At 54.2% G+C, this 15970-nt stretch carries 16 protein-coding genes; 1 reads left to right on the forward strand and 15 read right to left on the reverse strand.

Features of this window, described 5'->3' with window-relative positions:
• Positions 1-80 precede the first annotated feature (80 nt).
• The 3 genes from HYD27_RS29950 to HYD27_RS29960 form a co-directional block, all read right to left on the reverse strand.
• A complete protein-coding gene (locus HYD27_RS29950) occupies positions 81-914 on the reverse strand; it encodes a carbohydrate ABC transporter permease (protein WP_219221443.1) in 834 nt (277 codons plus the stop codon).
• 1 nt (position 915) lies between these two features.
• Positions 916-1809 carry a carbohydrate ABC transporter permease gene (locus HYD27_RS29955; RefSeq protein ID WP_219221444.1) on the reverse strand — a complete coding sequence of 298 codons (894 nt, stop codon included), beginning with the start codon at positions 1807-1809 and terminating at the stop codon, positions 916-918.
• A 73-nt stretch (positions 1810-1882) separates the two neighbouring features.
• A complete protein-coding gene (locus tag HYD27_RS29960; RefSeq protein WP_219221445.1) occupies positions 1883-3214 on the reverse strand; it encodes an ABC transporter substrate-binding protein in 1332 nt (443 codons plus the stop codon).
• Between the two features lie 485 nt (positions 3215-3699).
• Here HYD27_RS29960 and HYD27_RS29965 point away from each other — a divergent pair, with 485 nt between their 5' ends.
• On the forward strand, positions 3700-3858 hold the full coding sequence (locus HYD27_RS29965) for an asparagine synthase (protein WP_219221446.1): 159 nt from the start codon (positions 3700-3702) through the stop codon (positions 3856-3858).
• A gap of 559 nt (positions 3859-4417) precedes the next feature.
• Here the strand turns inward: HYD27_RS29965 and HYD27_RS29970 are convergent.
• The 12 genes from HYD27_RS29970 to HYD27_RS30025 form a co-directional block, all read right to left on the reverse strand.
• Positions 4418-5188: a class I SAM-dependent DNA methyltransferase gene (locus HYD27_RS29970; RefSeq protein ID WP_219221447.1), complete on the reverse strand. Its 771-nt coding sequence runs from the start codon at positions 5186-5188 to the stop codon at positions 4418-4420.
• A gap of 27 nt (positions 5189-5215) precedes the next feature.
• Positions 5216-6154 carry a CvfB family protein gene (locus tag HYD27_RS29975; protein ID WP_219221448.1) on the reverse strand — a complete coding sequence of 313 codons (939 nt, stop codon included), beginning with the start codon at positions 6152-6154 and terminating at the stop codon, positions 5216-5218.
• Positions 6151-6498 (reverse strand): ribosome silencing factor, encoded by a 348-nt coding sequence (gene rsfS / locus HYD27_RS29980; protein WP_219221450.1) that lies wholly within the window; start codon positions 6496-6498, stop codon positions 6151-6153. The genes HYD27_RS29975 and rsfS overlap by 4 nt, the downstream gene beginning before the upstream one ends.
• Positions 6495-7073 carry a bis(5'-nucleosyl)-tetraphosphatase (symmetrical) YqeK gene (gene yqeK / locus HYD27_RS29985; RefSeq protein ID WP_219221451.1) on the reverse strand — a complete coding sequence of 193 codons (579 nt, stop codon included), beginning with the start codon at positions 7071-7073 and terminating at the stop codon, positions 6495-6497. The genes rsfS and yqeK overlap by 4 nt, the downstream gene beginning before the upstream one ends.
• On the reverse strand, positions 7045-7647 hold the full coding sequence (locus HYD27_RS29990) for a nicotinate-nucleotide adenylyltransferase (RefSeq protein ID WP_219221452.1): 603 nt from the start codon (positions 7645-7647) through the stop codon (positions 7045-7047). Before HYD27_RS29990 ends, yqeK begins: the two co-directional genes overlap by 29 nt.
• A gap of 62 nt (positions 7648-7709) precedes the next feature.
• A complete protein-coding gene (gene yhbY / locus HYD27_RS29995) occupies positions 7710-8003 on the reverse strand; it encodes a ribosome assembly RNA-binding protein YhbY (RefSeq protein ID WP_019912522.1) in 294 nt (97 codons plus the stop codon).
• A gap of 135 nt (positions 8004-8138) precedes the next feature.
• Positions 8139-9011 (reverse strand): shikimate dehydrogenase, encoded by an 873-nt coding sequence (gene aroE, locus HYD27_RS30000; RefSeq protein ID WP_219221453.1) that lies wholly within the window; start codon positions 9009-9011, stop codon positions 8139-8141.
• A 22-nt stretch (positions 9012-9033) separates the two neighbouring features.
• A complete protein-coding gene (gene yqeH / locus HYD27_RS30005; protein WP_219221458.1) occupies positions 9034-10152 on the reverse strand; it encodes a ribosome biogenesis GTPase YqeH in 1119 nt (372 codons plus the stop codon).
• Complete coding sequence (locus HYD27_RS30010) at positions 10145-10684, reverse strand: YqeG family HAD IIIA-type phosphatase (protein WP_219221454.1); 540 nt, start codon at positions 10682-10684, stop codon at positions 10145-10147. The genes yqeH and HYD27_RS30010 overlap by 8 nt, the downstream gene beginning before the upstream one ends.
• A gap of 91 nt (positions 10685-10775) precedes the next feature.
• The gene (locus HYD27_RS30015) at positions 10776-13019 is read right to left on the reverse strand and encodes a DUF4129 domain-containing transglutaminase family protein (protein WP_219221455.1); all 2244 of its coding nucleotides are present in this window, start codon (positions 13017-13019) and stop codon (positions 10776-10778) included.
• Entirely contained in the window at positions 13016-14266 is a 1251-nt protein-coding gene (locus HYD27_RS30020; RefSeq protein ID WP_219221456.1) for a DUF58 domain-containing protein, read from the reverse strand. Before HYD27_RS30020 ends, HYD27_RS30015 begins: the two co-directional genes overlap by 4 nt.
• Before the next feature lie 2 nt (positions 14267-14268).
• Entirely contained in the window at positions 14269-15225 is a 957-nt protein-coding gene (locus tag HYD27_RS30025; RefSeq protein WP_219221457.1) for an AAA family ATPase, read from the reverse strand.
• Between the last annotated feature and the right edge of the window lie 745 nt (positions 15226-15970).

Genomic DNA, 15970 nt, shown 5'->3' on the forward strand with positions numbered 1-15970 from the left:
CTGCCGATTCAAGGGAGTTCTGATGCAGAAAGTGCAATAGAACAGGCCACTGCTGACAGCGTAAGCTCTAAGCTCCACGGTCACCCTTTTACCGCACCTGCCGTCATTCCGTCGATAAAATATTTTTGAAAGCCCAGAAACAAGACCAGAATGGGCAAGATGGAAAAGAACGAGCCTACGATCAGCAAATCATAGTTATTCCCGTATGGCGTGAGCAATGTCTTCAGTCCAATCGGCAGTGTATATTTGTTTTCATCGCTGAGTACCATGAACGGCCAGAGAAAATTATTCCAGCTGTTCATCCCGTTCAGAATCGCCATAGCCGCGAAGGACGGCTTCATCACAGGCAGGATAAGGCGCAGATAAATCCCGTATTCACTGGCCCCGTCCACTCTGCCTGCTGCGATCATCTCCTTGGGGATACCGCTTAAATATTGTCTGAAAAAAAAGATTGTCGCGGCACCCGCCACCCCGGGCAATATGATAGCCGAGTAGCTGTTCATCAGCCCTATGTTATAGGTCAGCGTATACAGAGGCAGCAGGAGGATTTCGAAGGGAACCATCATAATGAGCAGAACGCAGATAAAAAGGAGGTTCTTCCCTCTGAAATCATATGCCGAGAAGCCGTAGGCTACGGTGGCACTGACCATCAGGGTCAGGGCGACTTGAACAACGGTCAGCAGCAGCGAGTTAAAGAACCAGGTAAAGTAGGCATGATCTCCGGTGAACAGATAGACAAAGTTATCGAAATTCATTACCGGCAGATCAAACTTCAAATTCAGCCCATACCGGATCAGATCCTCACCCGGCTTAAAGGAAGCGATGGTTACCGCATAAAATGGCACCAGGGTGATGATGCACACTATTGTAAAAAAAGCAAAGAGGATGATTTTTACCGCTGTTTCCTTTTTCATCTTAATCCTCCTTCTTGAACATGCCGCTGAAGGCCAATTGCGTCAGATTGATCACCATGGTGATCAAGAGCAAGACAATGCCGACCGCAGCCGCATATCCAAGGTTGTTCTTTTCGATCCCCTGGCGGTACAGATAACCGACAATCGTAAGCCCGATATTTTTGGGGGAATTATTGCCGTTCCACAGCATCATGCTCTCAATGAACATGGCCAGACCGGCATAGATGCTTATGGTCAACACATAAATAGTCGTCGGCTTCAATAAGGGCATGGTGATTCCGGTGAATTTCTGAACAGCCGATGCTCCGTCAATTGAGGCGGCCTCGTAATAATCATCCGGGATATTCTTCAGGCCGGAGAGGAAATAGAGCATATTAACTCCCATCCAACGCCAGGCAGCCAGGGCGACCAGGGCAACGAACCCGGTAACCTGTCCTTTCAAAAACTTAACCGGCTCCATGCCGAACAGCCCCAGAATGCTGTTGATCAGGGAACCCTCCATCTCGCCGAACATCAGGCGGAAGATGGTGCCTGCCACAACGACTGATGTCAGCGCAGGGAAAAAGAAGGAGGCCTTAAAAAATTCCCGCCCCCACATAAATTTGTTGTTGATCAGAACGGCGAACAGCATTGGAAAAGGAATCAGAATGGCGAGTGTCAATATCATATATACCGCACTGTTGCGGACCGCCTTGAAGAAGATAGAATCTCCCATCAGCTTGGTGTAATTGTCGATGCCCGCCCAGTCGGCTTCCTGTCCAAGCGTGACCTTCTGAAAGCTCATGCCCAAGGAGCTGAACAGCGGATAGACCCAGAACACCAGGAACACAAGTACAAAGGGCAGCACGAACACATAAGGAGCGACCTTTTGCGAGTACAGAAATTTTTTTATCATTTCACTACTCCTTTTTAAATAGAGCTGCTCTGCATGCAGAGCAGCTCCGGCATTTCCAGCTGTCATCCGGCAGTTATTTCAGCTCTTGTTCAATTTGCGCCTGTGCCTCATCGAGCGCCTTCTGCACATCCTTGCCGTCCTCGAAGATTTCATTCAGGGTGACTGTGCAAAGAACATTATTGATCGTCGGTGAAGCGGATGTGGATTTAATCAGCTTGATCTCATCCTTGATTTCATTCAATACCTCAAACGGATTGTTGACAAAATACTTCACGAACTGGTTATCCGGATTATGAGTCACCTCTTCCATATCCCAAACGCTCATATTGATCGGGTCAAAGCCAAGCGTATTCCAAATTTCAATATTGGCATCCAGGGACAGCTTGGCATAAGCGATAAAGTCTTTGGCCAGCTGCACATCCTTGGCCGTTTTGGTCACAACCGTACCGGTTCCGCCCCCGCCGTAGGATCTTGGCAGGCCTTTCTCAATGACCGGAAGCGGGGCTATCGCAATCTTGCCGCTCAAATCGGCCATGTAGTTGGTGTATCTGGACATTTGCCACAACGGCATGAAGGCTGCGGCATAGTTGCCGGAGTTGAATTCGCCGTATGCCTCTTCCGTATCCGGCTGCCCTCCGGCTATCGTGGAGATGACATTGCTCTCCTGCAGATCCTTCAGAATGCCGAGTCCCTTCACCAGCTCCGGCGAGTTAACCTTCGGATTGCCGGCTTCATCTGTAAAGTCGGCGCCTTGCTGCGCGAGCAGCAGCGCGGATTGCCAGGTGGCGCTGGTATCCGCCGTCCCCATGAATTTGCCGGTTTTTTCATATACCTGTATTCCCGCCTTTTTGAAGTCATCCCAGGTTGCAATGCTCTTGTAATCGACTCCTGCCTGCTCCAGAATTTCCGTGTTATAAAAAGCAACCGTCGCCCCAACATGGGTAGATAAGCCGTAGATATTGCCATCCTTGCTGTAAAGATCCAACTGGGACTGGACAACGGTGCCCTTGTATGGCTCAGCCACATCATTAAGCGGTTCGAGCTGCGGGGTGCCGGCCAGGAAATCCGGGAATTTGCCCAGCTCAATATCGGCGATATCCGGTGCGCCTACGCCCGTCTGCACTGCAATCGACAATTTGTTGTGCATATCATCATAAGGCATGACGGTAACATTCAGCTTAATCTGGCGGTCCGGGCTGGCCGCGTTCCATTTCTCCAGCATCTTCTCGAAATGCTGGCCATGCAGCTCAACGAACGTCCAATAAGACAGCTCAGTAGCCTGATCTCCGGCACCGGCGTTAAGAACCGAGCTTTTCCCGTCCGATTCTTTGGATGATCCCCCGCAGCCTGCCAGGAATACTACCATCGAAACTGCCATTAATGCGCTAAACCACTTTTTCTTCATCCTTGACCCTCCCGAAATTTATTAAAAATCCCCAAGCATAGTTAATCGCTTTCAATCCTCTCTTTTATAAATAAATTAATTGTTTTACGTAGTTATAATCTATTCGTCAGCAGAACCAATTAGAAATCGCTTCACAAATAAATAACTGTAATTATCAACGTTGTTTTAAAATAAAATCCAATTCAGGGTAAAAAACAGAAAAAAAGGGATTCACCCTGTAAATAAAGCTATTATTATTTTATGTATTTTTAAATTAAATCGGCAATCTGAATGAAATTAATATTGGATTTTTAATATTTTTGTAAAAAAAGGAGAGAGGTTTTTCTGATACGGGGTTATTCATTTAAAATAATACAAAATAAAAAAAAGAGACCGCAGACCATTGAACGGATGTAGCTCTGATTGCAAAATGGCATACATAATCAGGCTCATATTCAACCACACTAACGATGTCTTTCAAACCAGCTTATAAGGGAGTGTTTCGAATGCGTGAAGGTATGATTCCCGCCGTTCTTGGAACTGTAGTCACCGCTTCAAGCGCAGCTTTTCTGGGCAGCCGCTATAAGATGGCCGCTACAGGCATTCTCGGATTTGGTCTGGCGCACATCGTGCTGGGAGCGATTGATCTGTTCGAGCACCGCTAAACGAAGGTTGGAAGATGCCGGTCATGTACGAAGGGTACGGACCGGCTCCATACATAAGTAAAAACGGCTTCGCCGGCTGTCAGAAGGACGCGGGTGTTGGGCAAGAACTCCAGAAACGTTCGAATAACGGGGTCGATCACAACCTATTTAATTATTAAAAATGACCGTTAGATAAGGTTAGCCAGCTCCGCAGCTTAGAGCGCCAAAGAAAATTGTCTTGAGTTATGGAAGTCTGGTCCCGGCTATGGTCATCTCATTCTGCTGGATTCGTGCCGCAACGGGATTAGTGGGATTTTGTACACCTAATTCTCCGGGACTGGCAGCCGCAACAGAATTAGTGGGATTTTGTATACCTAATTCAGTGAATTTCGCCGGCTGAGGGCTAATTGGCTCGAATTAGTGTTACTTTTTCCACTTCATGTGGGCAAGGGGGCTGAAAAAGCTTCGATTAGTTTTACTTTTTCCACTTAGGTCCGGGTGCAGAGTAGCGTGAAACATATAATTTTTATATTCAAAAAAGGCCCTCCCTGTTGCAGGAAAGACCTTCATCTGCGTATGGTTATTTCACAGCTACATAGAACAGCCGCCCGGCACTGTCGTCGGCCTCCACCCATTCAAAATCGGCATAGACCTTCACCTCGCTGAAGCCTGCCTTCAGCAGCTCCTCCGTCATCCACCCGGGGTCATAAGCCCGCTGTATATGCGTCTCTTCAAAACGGCGGTACAGGCCGCTCCCCCCCTCTTCACGGGCGAAGATGGACAGATGATGCTCAATTTCACGGCGCGGCACATCCATTTCACAGGTCCAGATATACGATACCGCAGGCTCGTCCAGCACAAACGGCTGTTCCTCCCCGTAACGGAGAAGTGTATTCGGATGATGCACATCGAACAGGAAGGTGCCCCCGGTCTTAAGACCGGCAAAGGTGCGTTCAAATACGGAACGGACATCCTGCTCCTCCAGCACATAATTCAGACAATCGCAAAAAGAAATGACGGAATCGACCGGCTCCGGCAGCTCCCACTCCTTCATGTTCTGCCGTACCCAGCGTACGCTGCCCTCACGCAGGAACCGGCGTCCCTGCGGATGCCGCTCCATCTTCATCTGTGCCACCGACAGCATATCCGAAGACAGATCAATCCCCGTCATGTGATAGCCGGAGGAGGCAAGCGGAATGGTAATGCTTCCGGTCCCGCAGCCCAGCTCGGCTACAGTCAGGGGCTTGCCGTATTTGCTCCAAGCCGTCTCGGCAAAGGCCAGCCAGTCCGGATACGGCATATCCGCCATCAGTTCATCATACACATAAGCAAATTTCCCATAGGAAGACACTGATGCACACCGCTTTCTATAAGTTCACTATTCCTTAGCTTCTTCATTGCCGGAAGCCTGTCCCTGTTGTTCCGTACCCTCTTCTTCCTTGCGGGCCAGATAGGTCCAGTTCTCCCTCTGGGTCACAAGCCCTTCCTTCATCAGCTTGCCCAGCGCCCGCTTGAACGCCGACTTGCTGATTCCAAAACGCTGCTTGATGATATCGGGAGGCGTAGCGTCCGAATAAGGCATTGCTCCGCCCGGCCGCTCATTCAGGAAATCCAGCAGTGCTGCGGAATCGACATCCCGGCCCACTTCCCTGCGCTGGGTCATGGACAGATTCACACGGCCGTCTTCACGGATGTGCGAGACCCGGGCCTCGAACTCTTCGCCAAGGCGCAGCAGCCGGCTGCGCTCCGAGGAATGCACCATGCCGATGATGCCGAAGCCCAGCACGCCGCCGTCCACAAGCACAAAGGTCCCCATCTGCAGAGGCTTGTACACTCTGGCCTTGACAGTCTGCCCCCTCCAGGATTCCGGTGCGGGCAGCGCCAGCGGTGCAAGCTCCTGCTCGCCGGCAAGCTTGGCGCGCAGGCGCCCCTGCTTGTCATGCTCCATCAGCACCCACACCTTGCCGCCTACCTGCGGGCGCAGCTCGATCAGCTCCGGCAGCTCGCCGATCGGCAGCAGCAGCTGCCGTCCGAGCCCCATCTCCAGGAAGCAGCCCAGGCGCGGGTGGATATCCGCCACTTCCAGCAAAGCCAGCTCGCCAAGGGTAAGAAACGGCTTCTTCATGGTGGCCGCCAGGCGGTCCTCTGTATCGAAGAAAATGAAAACCTCCACCTTGTCGCCAATCTTGGGCTTGCTGCCAACCAGCTCCGTATAATGCAGCATGACATCCTGGCCGCCTGCCCCCAGGAAGTAGCCGTAAGGAGATACCTCACGCAAGACTTCCAATGTTACCGTAGTTCCGGCAATCAGGCTCATACCGTCTCCACAACCTTGGCGTCGGACCACAGACGCTCGATGTTGTAATATTCGCGTTCGTCGCGGTGGAAGACATGAACGATCACATCTCCAAGATCCATCAGCACCCAGCGGGCCGCATCCATGCCTTCAATGCCGCGGATCACGCCCCCGGCTTCATGGACCACCTTGCGCACCTCAGTGGCAATCGCCTGCACCTGCGTATCCGAATTCCCGTGGCAGATGACGAAATAGTCGCTGATCGGTGAGACGCTGCGCAAGTCAAGGGCGACCACATTCATTGCTTTTTTATCTTCAGCGGCCTTAAGGGCCAATTGCAAAAGCTTGCTTGATTCTACACTCATATAGTATCCTCCATTATTCTTACTAGATCATTGCGGGCCAGCACTGTCAGCGGGAACACAATCCGGCGCTTCTGCAGCAGCAGGCTGATTGTGGAGTCAAATCCGGCGATCAGCCCTTCCTCCAGGCTTGCCTTCGACAGCTTGCGGATGCCGTCCACACCGGGAAAATCCCGTCCCGGCTCAATATAGTCGGCCAGACAGACGATCTTCTCCAGCAGGCCCATATTCTCGCGTCCGGAGGTATGGAAGCGGATGGCATCCAGCACCTCACGGTCGCTGATTCCATATTCGTGCTCAGCGACATAGGCCCCTGCCTCGGCGTGCCACAGCTGCTTGTCATAGTCCAGCAGCTCGGCGGACAATCCGTTCTGCACAATGATTTCCTTCAAGCGCTCCACCGGCCAATATTTGGCCACATCATGCAGAATCGCCGCCGTTTCCGCACGGACCGGGTCCCCTCCGTAACGCTCTGCCAGCTTCACCGACATCTCCATCACGCCAAGTGTATGCTTCCAGCGTTTGTCGGGCATCTGTGCGCGGACAGCTTCAATCAGCGCTTCGCGGCTGAATTCCATACAATCCACTCCTTTGAACATAATCGTATACAGCATCCGGCACCATATACCGAATGGACTTGCCTTCGGCAGCCCTGGCCCTGAGCATCGTGGAGGAGATATCGACAAGCGGCATGTCCGCCAGGAGCACCTTCTCGGCAATAAAGCCGGGCAGCGCCGCAAGGTCCAGCGGAGTGCCCGGCCGCCCAACCCCGATAAAGGTCAGACGACGCACCAGCTCTTCAATTCCATGCCATTTCGGCAAATACTGAACCATGTCCGCACCGACGATGAAAAAGAATTCATGCTGCGGGTATTCCTCCTGCAGAACGGTGATGGTCTCGTACGTGTAGGATACCCCGCCTCTGGCGATTTCCAGATCGAGAATGCCAAAGGCGCTGTGATCCCTGACCGCATCCTGCACCATGGCCAGCCGCTGCCCGCCCGTTGCCCCCGCCTCATGCTTATGCGGCGGGATATGCGAGGGCATGAACCACACTTCTTCCAGCGCATAGGACTCCCTTGCGGTCTCCGCTGCCATCATATGTCCGATATGAAGAGGATCAAAGGTCCCCCCCATAATTCCAACTCTCAAGAGGTCCACCTCCTCTTATTATCAGGGTAAACTGCTGTCTCCCGCAAGCTGCGGGGGCCGAATCAGCGGGGCAGCTCAATGGTTTTGTTGTCGCGTGATTCCTTGTACAGAATGATCGTCTTGCCGATGACCTGCACCAGCTCGGAGCCTGACTGCTCCGCCAGAGCGGCACCGATTTCCTTCGGATCATCCGCATTGTTGTTCAGCACGCTGATCTTCATCAGCTCACGCTTTTCAATCGCCTCTTCGATGTGCCGGATCAGATGGTCGTTGACGCCGCCTTTGCCGACTTGAAATACGGCATCCAGATGATGCGCCAGAGAGCGGAGATAGCGTTTTTGTTTTCCAGTTAACATAAATGAACAAACTCCTTAATTAACATATATTATTACCCTAACGATAACGAACTATATGAACTGCAGTTGGAAGCGGGAGAAATATATCCCCTTAATCCGCCAATCTCTCCGCAGCGGTGCGGACGGTGCGCTGAGTTACCCGGCGCTGCCGCCAAGGGCATCGATAATCGTCTGCCGCATGATATCCACCGGAGCGCTCTGTCCGGTCCAATACTCCAGCGCATAAGCCCCCTGATAGACGAACATGCCAAGGCCGCCGTGAATCCGGCAGCCCCGCTGCCGGCTCTCCGTCAGCAGCCGGGTATGCAGCGGATTGTAGATCAAATCGCTGACGGTCATCCCTTCCCGGAGCAGCCCCGGATCAACCGGTGTTTCATCGATGCGGGGGTACATGCCAACCGAGGTGGTGTTGATCACAATATCCACATCCGCAATGCGGTCCGCGATTTCATTCATTCCAATGCCGGACACCGCACCTTTGGCTTCGAAGGCTGCCGCCAGCTGCTCCGCCTTCTCCCTGGTCCGGTTGGCAACAACCACCGCCGACGGATTCTCCAGCAGCAGGGCGGCAATAATGCCTCTTGCCGCCCCTCCGGCGCCAACGACCAGTATGCGGGTGCCGGCCAATTCAGGGGCAGCCTCCGCCTTCAGCGAGCGGACATAGCCGATGCCGTCCGTATTGTAGCCGGTAAGCACACCGTTGTCGTTGACCACCGTATTGACTGCGCCGACAGCCAGCGCGCTCCCGTCCAGCCTGTCCAGATATTCCATCACCGCAACCTTATGCGGAATCGTCACGTTCACCCCGCGGAACCCCAGAGTGCGGACAGCCCGGATGGCTTCACCCAACTGGCCGGGCGCAATATGCAGGGGTACATAGGCTCCCGGAATGCCCAGCGCCTGCAGCGCCGCTCCATGCATAAGCGGGGATTTGGAGTGGGCGATGGGATCACCCATTACCCCCAGCAGTATATCCTTGTTCCTGTAATCGCCATTTGCGCTTGTCACTGCTTATTCGCCCTCCTATGGTTCAGATCAGCGATGGGCGGGTCAGAACCTTGATGCCGCGCGGAACGTGGACAGCCACTACCGCTCCGCCTGTTCCATTCACCTTGATCCAGCCTAGGCCGGAGATGAACAGATCTGTCTGGCTGTTCCTGCCGATGCGGAACTCATGCCGCTGCCACTGCGGCAGCTTGTCCATGTCAGCGGTTACCGGCGGAGACAGCAGTCCGCCGCGGTGCTCCTGGTACAGCGAATCCGCGCGTTCCAGCTTCGTGCGGTGAATCTTCAGCGTTCCGCTGATGTAGCAGGTGAAGGACTGCCGCTCGCCCTTCACGAAATCGAAGCGGCCCAGGCCGCCGAAGAACAGCGATTGTCCCTCATTCAGCTGATAGACCGCCGGTTTCAGCGGATTTTCCGGCATGACGGCACCCAGATCCTTGCGTTCCACCAGTTCGCTATAGCGCCAAGGGTATACAATCCCCGGCGTATCGATGATATAGCGGCCGTCATCCAGCGGAATCTTTACCGTATCCAGCGTGGTCCCCGGATAGCGCGAGGTAGTCAGCTCCTGCTCCAGATCGCTGTAATCCGAGATCAGCCGGTTGATCAGCGTGGACTTGCCGACATTCGTCGCACCGACAACATACACGTCCCGCTGGCCGCGCAGCCCAGTTACCGCTTCCAGCAGGCGGTCGAAGCCCTGGCTGCGCTTGGCGCTGCAGAGCACAATTTCAGCTGTGCGCAAGCCCTGCTCCTTGCAGCGCTGCTGCATCCAGTTGCGCAGCTTGTTCCAGTTCGTCACCTTGGGCAGCAAATCGCTTTTGTTCACCGCCAGAATGACGGGGTTGCTGCCGACGAACCGCTGCAGGCCGGAGATCAGGCTGCCTTCAAAGTCAAAGAGATCGACAATATGAATCACAAGCGCATTCTTCTCTCCAACTCCGCTCAGCAGATGCAGAAATTCATCCTGGTCCACGGAGACGGAAGAAGCTTCATTGTAGTTCTTGATGCGGAAACAGCGCTGGCAGATTACGGGCTCCCGCTCAAATGCCGCCTCCGGAATATAGCCCGGAAGGTCCTTGTCCGTGGTCTGCAGCTTGATGCCGCAGCCGCTGCATTTCTCAGGGCGCCTCGTTTCATTCATTGAATTCATTCAGGTTATCCTCCTCGTGCCACAATCCTTGCTTGCGAAGCCGTGTCGTTGCAATTCTCTCCACCCTGCGGTTGAATCTTGTGCCGATCCCTTCGTCCCCAACGGAGATTGGCAGCACGAGTACCGTATACAATCCCAGCCGGTTGCCTCCGTATACATCGGTGAGCAGCTGATCGCCCACGACGATGGTCTGCTCCGGCTTCAGCTCCATCTGCTTCATTGCTTTCAGAAATGGAGTATTGCTGGGCTTGCGGGCCTGATGCACAAACTCAATATTTAGCGGCGTGGCAAAGCGCGACACCCGGTCCATGTTGTTGTTTGACACGATGATGAGCTTGAAGCCAAGCTCCTTCACCTTGGCGAACCACAGCAGGAGCTCCGGAGTGGCCAGAGGCGCTTTGGCGCCGACCAGCGTATTATCCAGATCCGTAATGATGCCACGGTATCCGCGGGCGTACAGCTCTTCAAGAGCTATATCAAATACCGTATTCACCCGGAGTTTGGGTACTAACCTTTCAAACAATACGTTCACCTCGATTTCATACGAAAAACTATATCATACTCTCTGCGCTTCGCAAATGAAGGCGCAGCGGCATTTTTTCTGTTCCGCCGCTTTATTTGCCGGACTTGATGCTTTTGCGCAGCCGCAAAGCTTCAGTATACACGCTGCGCCAGTCTTTGTCTTCAATAACCTCCGGGCTGTACTTCGCCCGTTCGAACATCTGCAGCAGCTTCGTGAGATTGCCGGAAGCCGCAGGGCGTTCATGCCTCCAGCGGTCCACCGATTCGCGCAGCGTTTCATGCTCTTCCTTCAGCATACCCTTCCTGCGGGCATACCTTACCCATCGCGCCGTTTCCGCCTCAACTTTCTGAACCGGGGACAGCGGCTGTCCGTTGCGCAGCCGCTGGAGGAAGAACCGCAGGCTGAAACGCCGCTGCCAGAGCAGGAACCCTATCCAGGACAGCAGCACAGCGACTGCCGCTGCGACCATCCACATCCCCATATGAAACCCCTGGTTCTGCGTTCCGTTATTCACTTCCGCCGGTTCGGGCTGGGCTTCCTCTTCTTCCGGCGCGGCAGTCGCTTCAGGCATGTCTTCCTGGCTTTGTGTCAGCAGCGGAGTCGTGAAGCCGGGCGTAGCCTCGACCGGAATCCAGCCGTACTCCCCAAAATAGACCTCCGCCCACGAATGGGCATCCGCATTCGTAATCGTATAATTGTTGTTAAGCAGTTCACCGCCCTGCTGAATGGCCAAATTGTCCGGCAATTGGGCCTGTTCGCCCGGAGCATAGCCCTTGACCCAGCGGGCCGGAATATCCAGGGAGCGGGCCATGGTGACAAGTGCAGTGGAATAGTAATCGCAATAGCCTTCCATAATCTCGAACAGGAAGCTCTCCACCAGATCCTTGCTTTTGCGCCGCGAGAGATCAGGCTGATTGGTATACGGAAAGGTCTGCTGCAGATATTGCTGCAGGAGCGCCGTTTTCTCATAGGGTGTCTGCCCCTGGACAGTGACCTTCTCCGCCAGCTCTCTGACCCGCTCCGGAAAATTATTCGGCAGCTGCAGGTATTGCTGGTCGATCTCCGTCCCGCCGTACAGCTGGTCATACGTCTGATTGTTGAGTTCCTGTACAGGAACCACCGGCACCTGTGAAGTCACCACGTATTCCCGGGGGTACACCCTGCCGTTCCCTGCCGATTCCCACAGCAGCTCGCTGCCTTCCCTTCTCCAGAACAGGCCTCCGCTTGCGTTCTCGCCATTGATTGAATTCACCTCTGCAATGGAGTAGCCTCCGAACAGCACCGGGTAGGAATTGCCGCCCAGTATCTTTACAGTCTGCTCCAGCTCCCTCGTCTGCACCTTGGATGCGGCATTGCGGTCCAGCGTCTGCCCCACTTCGGCTCCTGCCACCGAGCCTCTGGCGAAGGGGTCGTCATCGCTCCAGCCTGAACCGGAATATACGCTGCGGGTCTCTCCGCGCATGTAGCTGCGCAGGTTTGAGGTTACCGTCATTACGGGTGAATAATCGAAGTTGAAGCCTCCGCCCAGATTATCGTCATCCGTACTGTAGCCGGAGGTCGTGCCTCCAGCAGAAGCCGGGCCGGCTCCGCTGTCGGACAAGCCGGAGCTGCCGGAGCTGGAGGTGCCGCCGTTGCCGTTCCATTCCTGCCACGCCGTGTACGGGTCGGTCAGTGTGGGCCGGACATCAGGCATATTCACTCCGGTAATAATCACAAGGGAGAAGATAATGGCTGCATTAATTGCAATTTTAAAAGGATATTTCAACAGGTAGGTCCAGCCGCGCGGGTAATGCAGCTGAAAGCTTCTTAAATGCTGCGTAACCAGCCAGCCCATGCCGGCAGAGACCGTCCAGGCCACCTCCTGCCATAATATAGAAGAAGTAAAGGAGTCCAGTGCGGCAAACGCCGCAATATTCATTCCGGTGAACATCAAAATGCGCGATTTCGAGGATACCCACCATGAGGACAGCTGAAGCAAAGCAAGCGCCCCAAGGGCAAACCAGATATAAGGTGCCATATGCGAGAGGATATCCGGCAGCCGGTCGCGCAGCTCCGGCAGCCAGGGATCGGGAACGTAGACTCCGTAATGAAGAATCATGCGGTAGGTTAGATATACCGCTGCCGCAGCTTCAAGCAGCAGGCGGTAGATTGCCTTGACGGGTAAAAGAATTTCAATAATTGCAGCGGCCGCCAGTGTGAGAAGGGCGGCGGCCGTTGTCTCCTCCAGCCAAAAAGGCTCCGTGTAGGAAATCCACTGCAGGGCAATCACCATCAGCCACAGCAGGCTGAAGGAATGATGCCATGACGATTTGATTCCGTTCCACCAGCGTATCATATGACTTTATCACCTCCGAGCACCGCTGGGAGCTCCTGCAGCGAACTCACGCTGTAGCCTGTAACGCCGCGCGAACCCAGCACATCCATCCAATCCTGAGTGCGGTACTTGGCCGCAGGATTGCGCACATGAATCTGCGAAGGCGTCATCCCCCGGCTCTCCGCCCAGCGGAGCACATCCAATACAGGCTGGCCCGACTGGGGACTGATCAGCACAAAGTACGAGCCCTTGGGGAACATGCGGTGGGCCTTCTCCAGCCGCGAAATCAACGGCCCGCGGCCTTCAGCATTGATATCGATCAAATATTGGATCATCTTCTGCCGCTCCGCGCCGCCCTCGGCCGGGGTGAACACCTTGGTGTTCTTGTCCAGGCAGCACAGGCCGATGCCGATCCGCTCACGGATGCCGAAGCCCAGCAACGAGGAGGTTATCGAGACCGCAAGCTCAAATTGGCTGGAGCTGCCATAGGCTGCTGCACTGCCGTCCAGCACCAGCACCGTTTTGGGAATGGACTCATGCTCGAATTCCTTGGACTTCCAGTCGCCCGTCTTCGCTGTTGCATTCCAGTGGATACGGGTCAGCCGGTCACCGTAGACATAATCGCGGACGCCGTTGATCTGCGTGGTCTCGCGCCGGGAGGGAACCAGTGAAGCCTGCGGACCGGCCAGCCGGGCTCTCCGCTCATAAAGCTGCCAGCGCGGCACGAACACCGAGCGCGGGAGCACGCGGAACTGGCCCTGGGCCAGAAAGGCTCCTTTGTGCTCCACAAGACCAAAGATATCCTCGGCGAGGATTTCCGTGCCTTCAAAGGTATAATGGCCGCGTTCAAGCGCGGGGGTCTGAAAATGCAGCTCTCCCCGGCCCTTCAGGCTGGGGATGAGGCTCTCCTCAAAAACCCATGACTCCCCGTTGTGGCGCTTCAGTACTTCTCTGACCACTACGTACGGCAAGGGCAGGAAGCCAGGTATCGTGATGTTCAGCTTCACCCGCAGGAAGCCGCCCGCATATAATAAATCAGGCTTGTCCTGCTCAGAATACAGGCTGCGTGTGCCTCTGGCCCGGCGGACACCGCCCAGGCCCCCGATGATTAAATAAAGCAGCAGCACTGTGACCATAATAAACAGCATGAAAGAGGTTTTCCCGCCCTGAAAAAGCACATACAGCAGCGTGATGCCCCAAATGGCGAGAATGCCGGCGAATTTGCCCGGCTGAATGACCGCCGCCGCCCCAGACAGATAGCTCTTCATCTTTATTGCCTCATCGTGACGGGCACGTGAATGGCCTGCAGGAGCTTCTGCAGCAGAGAGTCCACATTGACGTTATCCAGACGCGACTCCGGCCGCAGCAGTATGCGGTGACCCAGGGCATAAGGGGTCAGAATCTTCACATCATCGGGCAGCACATAATCGCGTTCCTGCAGGAACGCATAAGCCTTGCAGGCCATCATGAAGGACAGGGAGGCCCGCGGGCTTGCCCCAAGCAGCACCAGCGGATGCTCACGGGTCTGGCGCACCACATCCAGCAGATAGTTCAGAACCGGATCGCTGATATAGACGGAGCGGATTTCCTCCTGAATGGAGGCAATCTGCTCCATGCCTGTCACCGGAGTCAGCCTGTCCACCGGCTGGCCCTCCTGATGGCTCATCAGCAGATTCTTCTCGGTCTCCGCATCGGGATAACCGAGGCTGATGCGCAGCATGAAACGGTCAAGCTGGGCTTCCGGCAGCGTATAGGTGCCTTCGAAATCAATCGGGTTCTGGGTCGCACAGAGCATGAACGGATGCGGAAGCGGATAGGTCTCCCCATCCACAGTTACGTTCCTCTCCTCCATCACTTCAAGCAATGCGGACTGCGTCTTGGTCGTGGCGCGGTTGATCTCGTCGGCAAGCAGAATATTCGTCATGACCGGACCCGGGCGGAAATGAAACATTTCATCGCGGGGATGATAGACGGACACACCGGTAATGTCACTTGGCAGAATATCAGGGTTGCACTGGATCCGGCGGTATTCTCCGGACATGGATCTCGACAGCGCCCGTATCAGCTGGGTTTTGCCCGTCCCCGGCACATCTTCAATCAGGACATGCCCGCCGGCAAGAAGAGCGGTGAGCAGCAGCTCTATTTCAAATGATTTACCAAGGATACAGGATTCCAGATTATTGCGGACAGCGTTCATAATTTGCATGGATTCTTGACGTACGGGCATATAGGGTAAACCTCCTATGTCAGAATAAGCAGTAATAATTACATTTTACATGATTAGGGACCCCAAAGTACATTATTGGGGCCGCCGATCTTTAAGATAAGCTTGCCGGGGGCGCCTATCGCCCTCTGAAAAAAGGCGGCACCCGTTTCTCCGGGCAATCAGTTTCATTACAGTAGAGATGATGCAGACAGGAGATCCGTTATTGGAGCGGAACCAGTCTATCCGGAGCTTCAAAATGAGCCGCTTTTTCCGTCTCTTATGTTAAGGGAAGAAGTGGAAACGGCTTCGCCGTCCTTATAAGGACGGTATCCGTTTCAGCGGGAAAGATAAGGCTAATTTATAGCGTGAAACATACAAATTCTTATCTTTGAACAAAACGGCCAGGCTGTCCTTCACTGGACTGCGCAGCCGTTTGGTATCCGGGCTTAAACTGCCTGGGGCCGCCAGTTCCCCTGCCCTAACCGGATAAGCTAGTTTTTCTCCATCCCTCCAGATCTTCTCGCTGAAACCCGGCGGTAAGCCCAAGTGGAAAAAGTAAACTTAAATCCCCCACATCCCCTTTTTCGCCAGTGTTAGTGGGAAAAAGGATACCTAATTCATCCGTTTCGCCCCTTTACGGGTAGCGTCAAGAAGTTTGTGTAATTATCTTTAAGGGTTGTAGGATATCCATTGGGACAATGGATAGGAATGGTTTTCAAGGGTCAGGGGGGATCCCCCCTGCGAAAATTTCCTTTCATATCCAGTT

The sequence above is a fragment of the Paenibacillus sp. S150 genome (assembly GCF_019352175.1).
Classification (GTDB): domain Bacteria; phylum Bacillota; class Bacilli; order Paenibacillales; family Paenibacillaceae; genus Paenibacillus_AQ.

Bases quoted from the DNA above. Each gene is read 5' to 3' on its own strand.
- HYD27_RS29950 (WP_219221443.1), bottom strand. From the start codon at position 914: ATGAAAAAGGAAACAGCGGTAAAAATCATCCTCTTTGCTTTTTTTACA.
- HYD27_RS29955 (WP_219221444.1), bottom strand. From the start codon at position 1,809: ATGATAAAAAAATTTCTGTACTCGCAAAAGGTCGCTCCTTATGTGTTC.
- HYD27_RS29960 (WP_219221445.1), bottom strand. From the start codon at position 3,214: ATGAAGAAAAAGTGGTTTAGCGCATTAATGGCAGTTTCGATGGTAGTA.
- HYD27_RS29965 (WP_219221446.1), top strand. From the start codon at position 3,700: ATGCGTGAAGGTATGATTCCCGCCGTTCTTGGAACTGTAGTCACCGCT.
- HYD27_RS29975 (WP_219221448.1), bottom strand. From the start codon at position 6,154: ATGAGCCTGATTGCCGGAACTACGGTAACATTGGAAGTCTTGCGTGAG.
- rsfS (WP_219221450.1), bottom strand. From the start codon at position 6,498: ATGAGTGTAGAATCAAGCAAGCTTTTGCAATTGGCCCTTAAGGCCGCT.
- yqeK (WP_219221451.1), bottom strand. From the start codon at position 7,073: ATGGAATTCAGCCGCGAAGCGCTGATTGAAGCTGTCCGCGCACAGATG.
- yhbY (WP_019912522.1), bottom strand. From the start codon at position 8,003: ATGTTAACTGGAAAACAAAAACGCTATCTCCGCTCTCTGGCGCATCAT.
- yqeH (WP_219221458.1), bottom strand. From the start codon at position 10,152: ATGAATGAAACGAGGCGCCCTGAGAAATGCAGCGGCTGCGGCATCAAG.
- HYD27_RS30015 (WP_219221455.1), bottom strand. From the start codon at position 13,019: ATGATACGCTGGTGGAACGGAATCAAATCGTCATGGCATCATTCCTTC.
- HYD27_RS30020 (WP_219221456.1), bottom strand. From the start codon at position 14,266: ATGAAGAGCTATCTGTCTGGGGCGGCGGCGGTCATTCAGCCGGGCAAA.
- HYD27_RS30025 (WP_219221457.1), bottom strand. From the start codon at position 15,225: ATGCCCGTACGTCAAGAATCCATGCAAATTATGAACGCTGTCCGCAAT.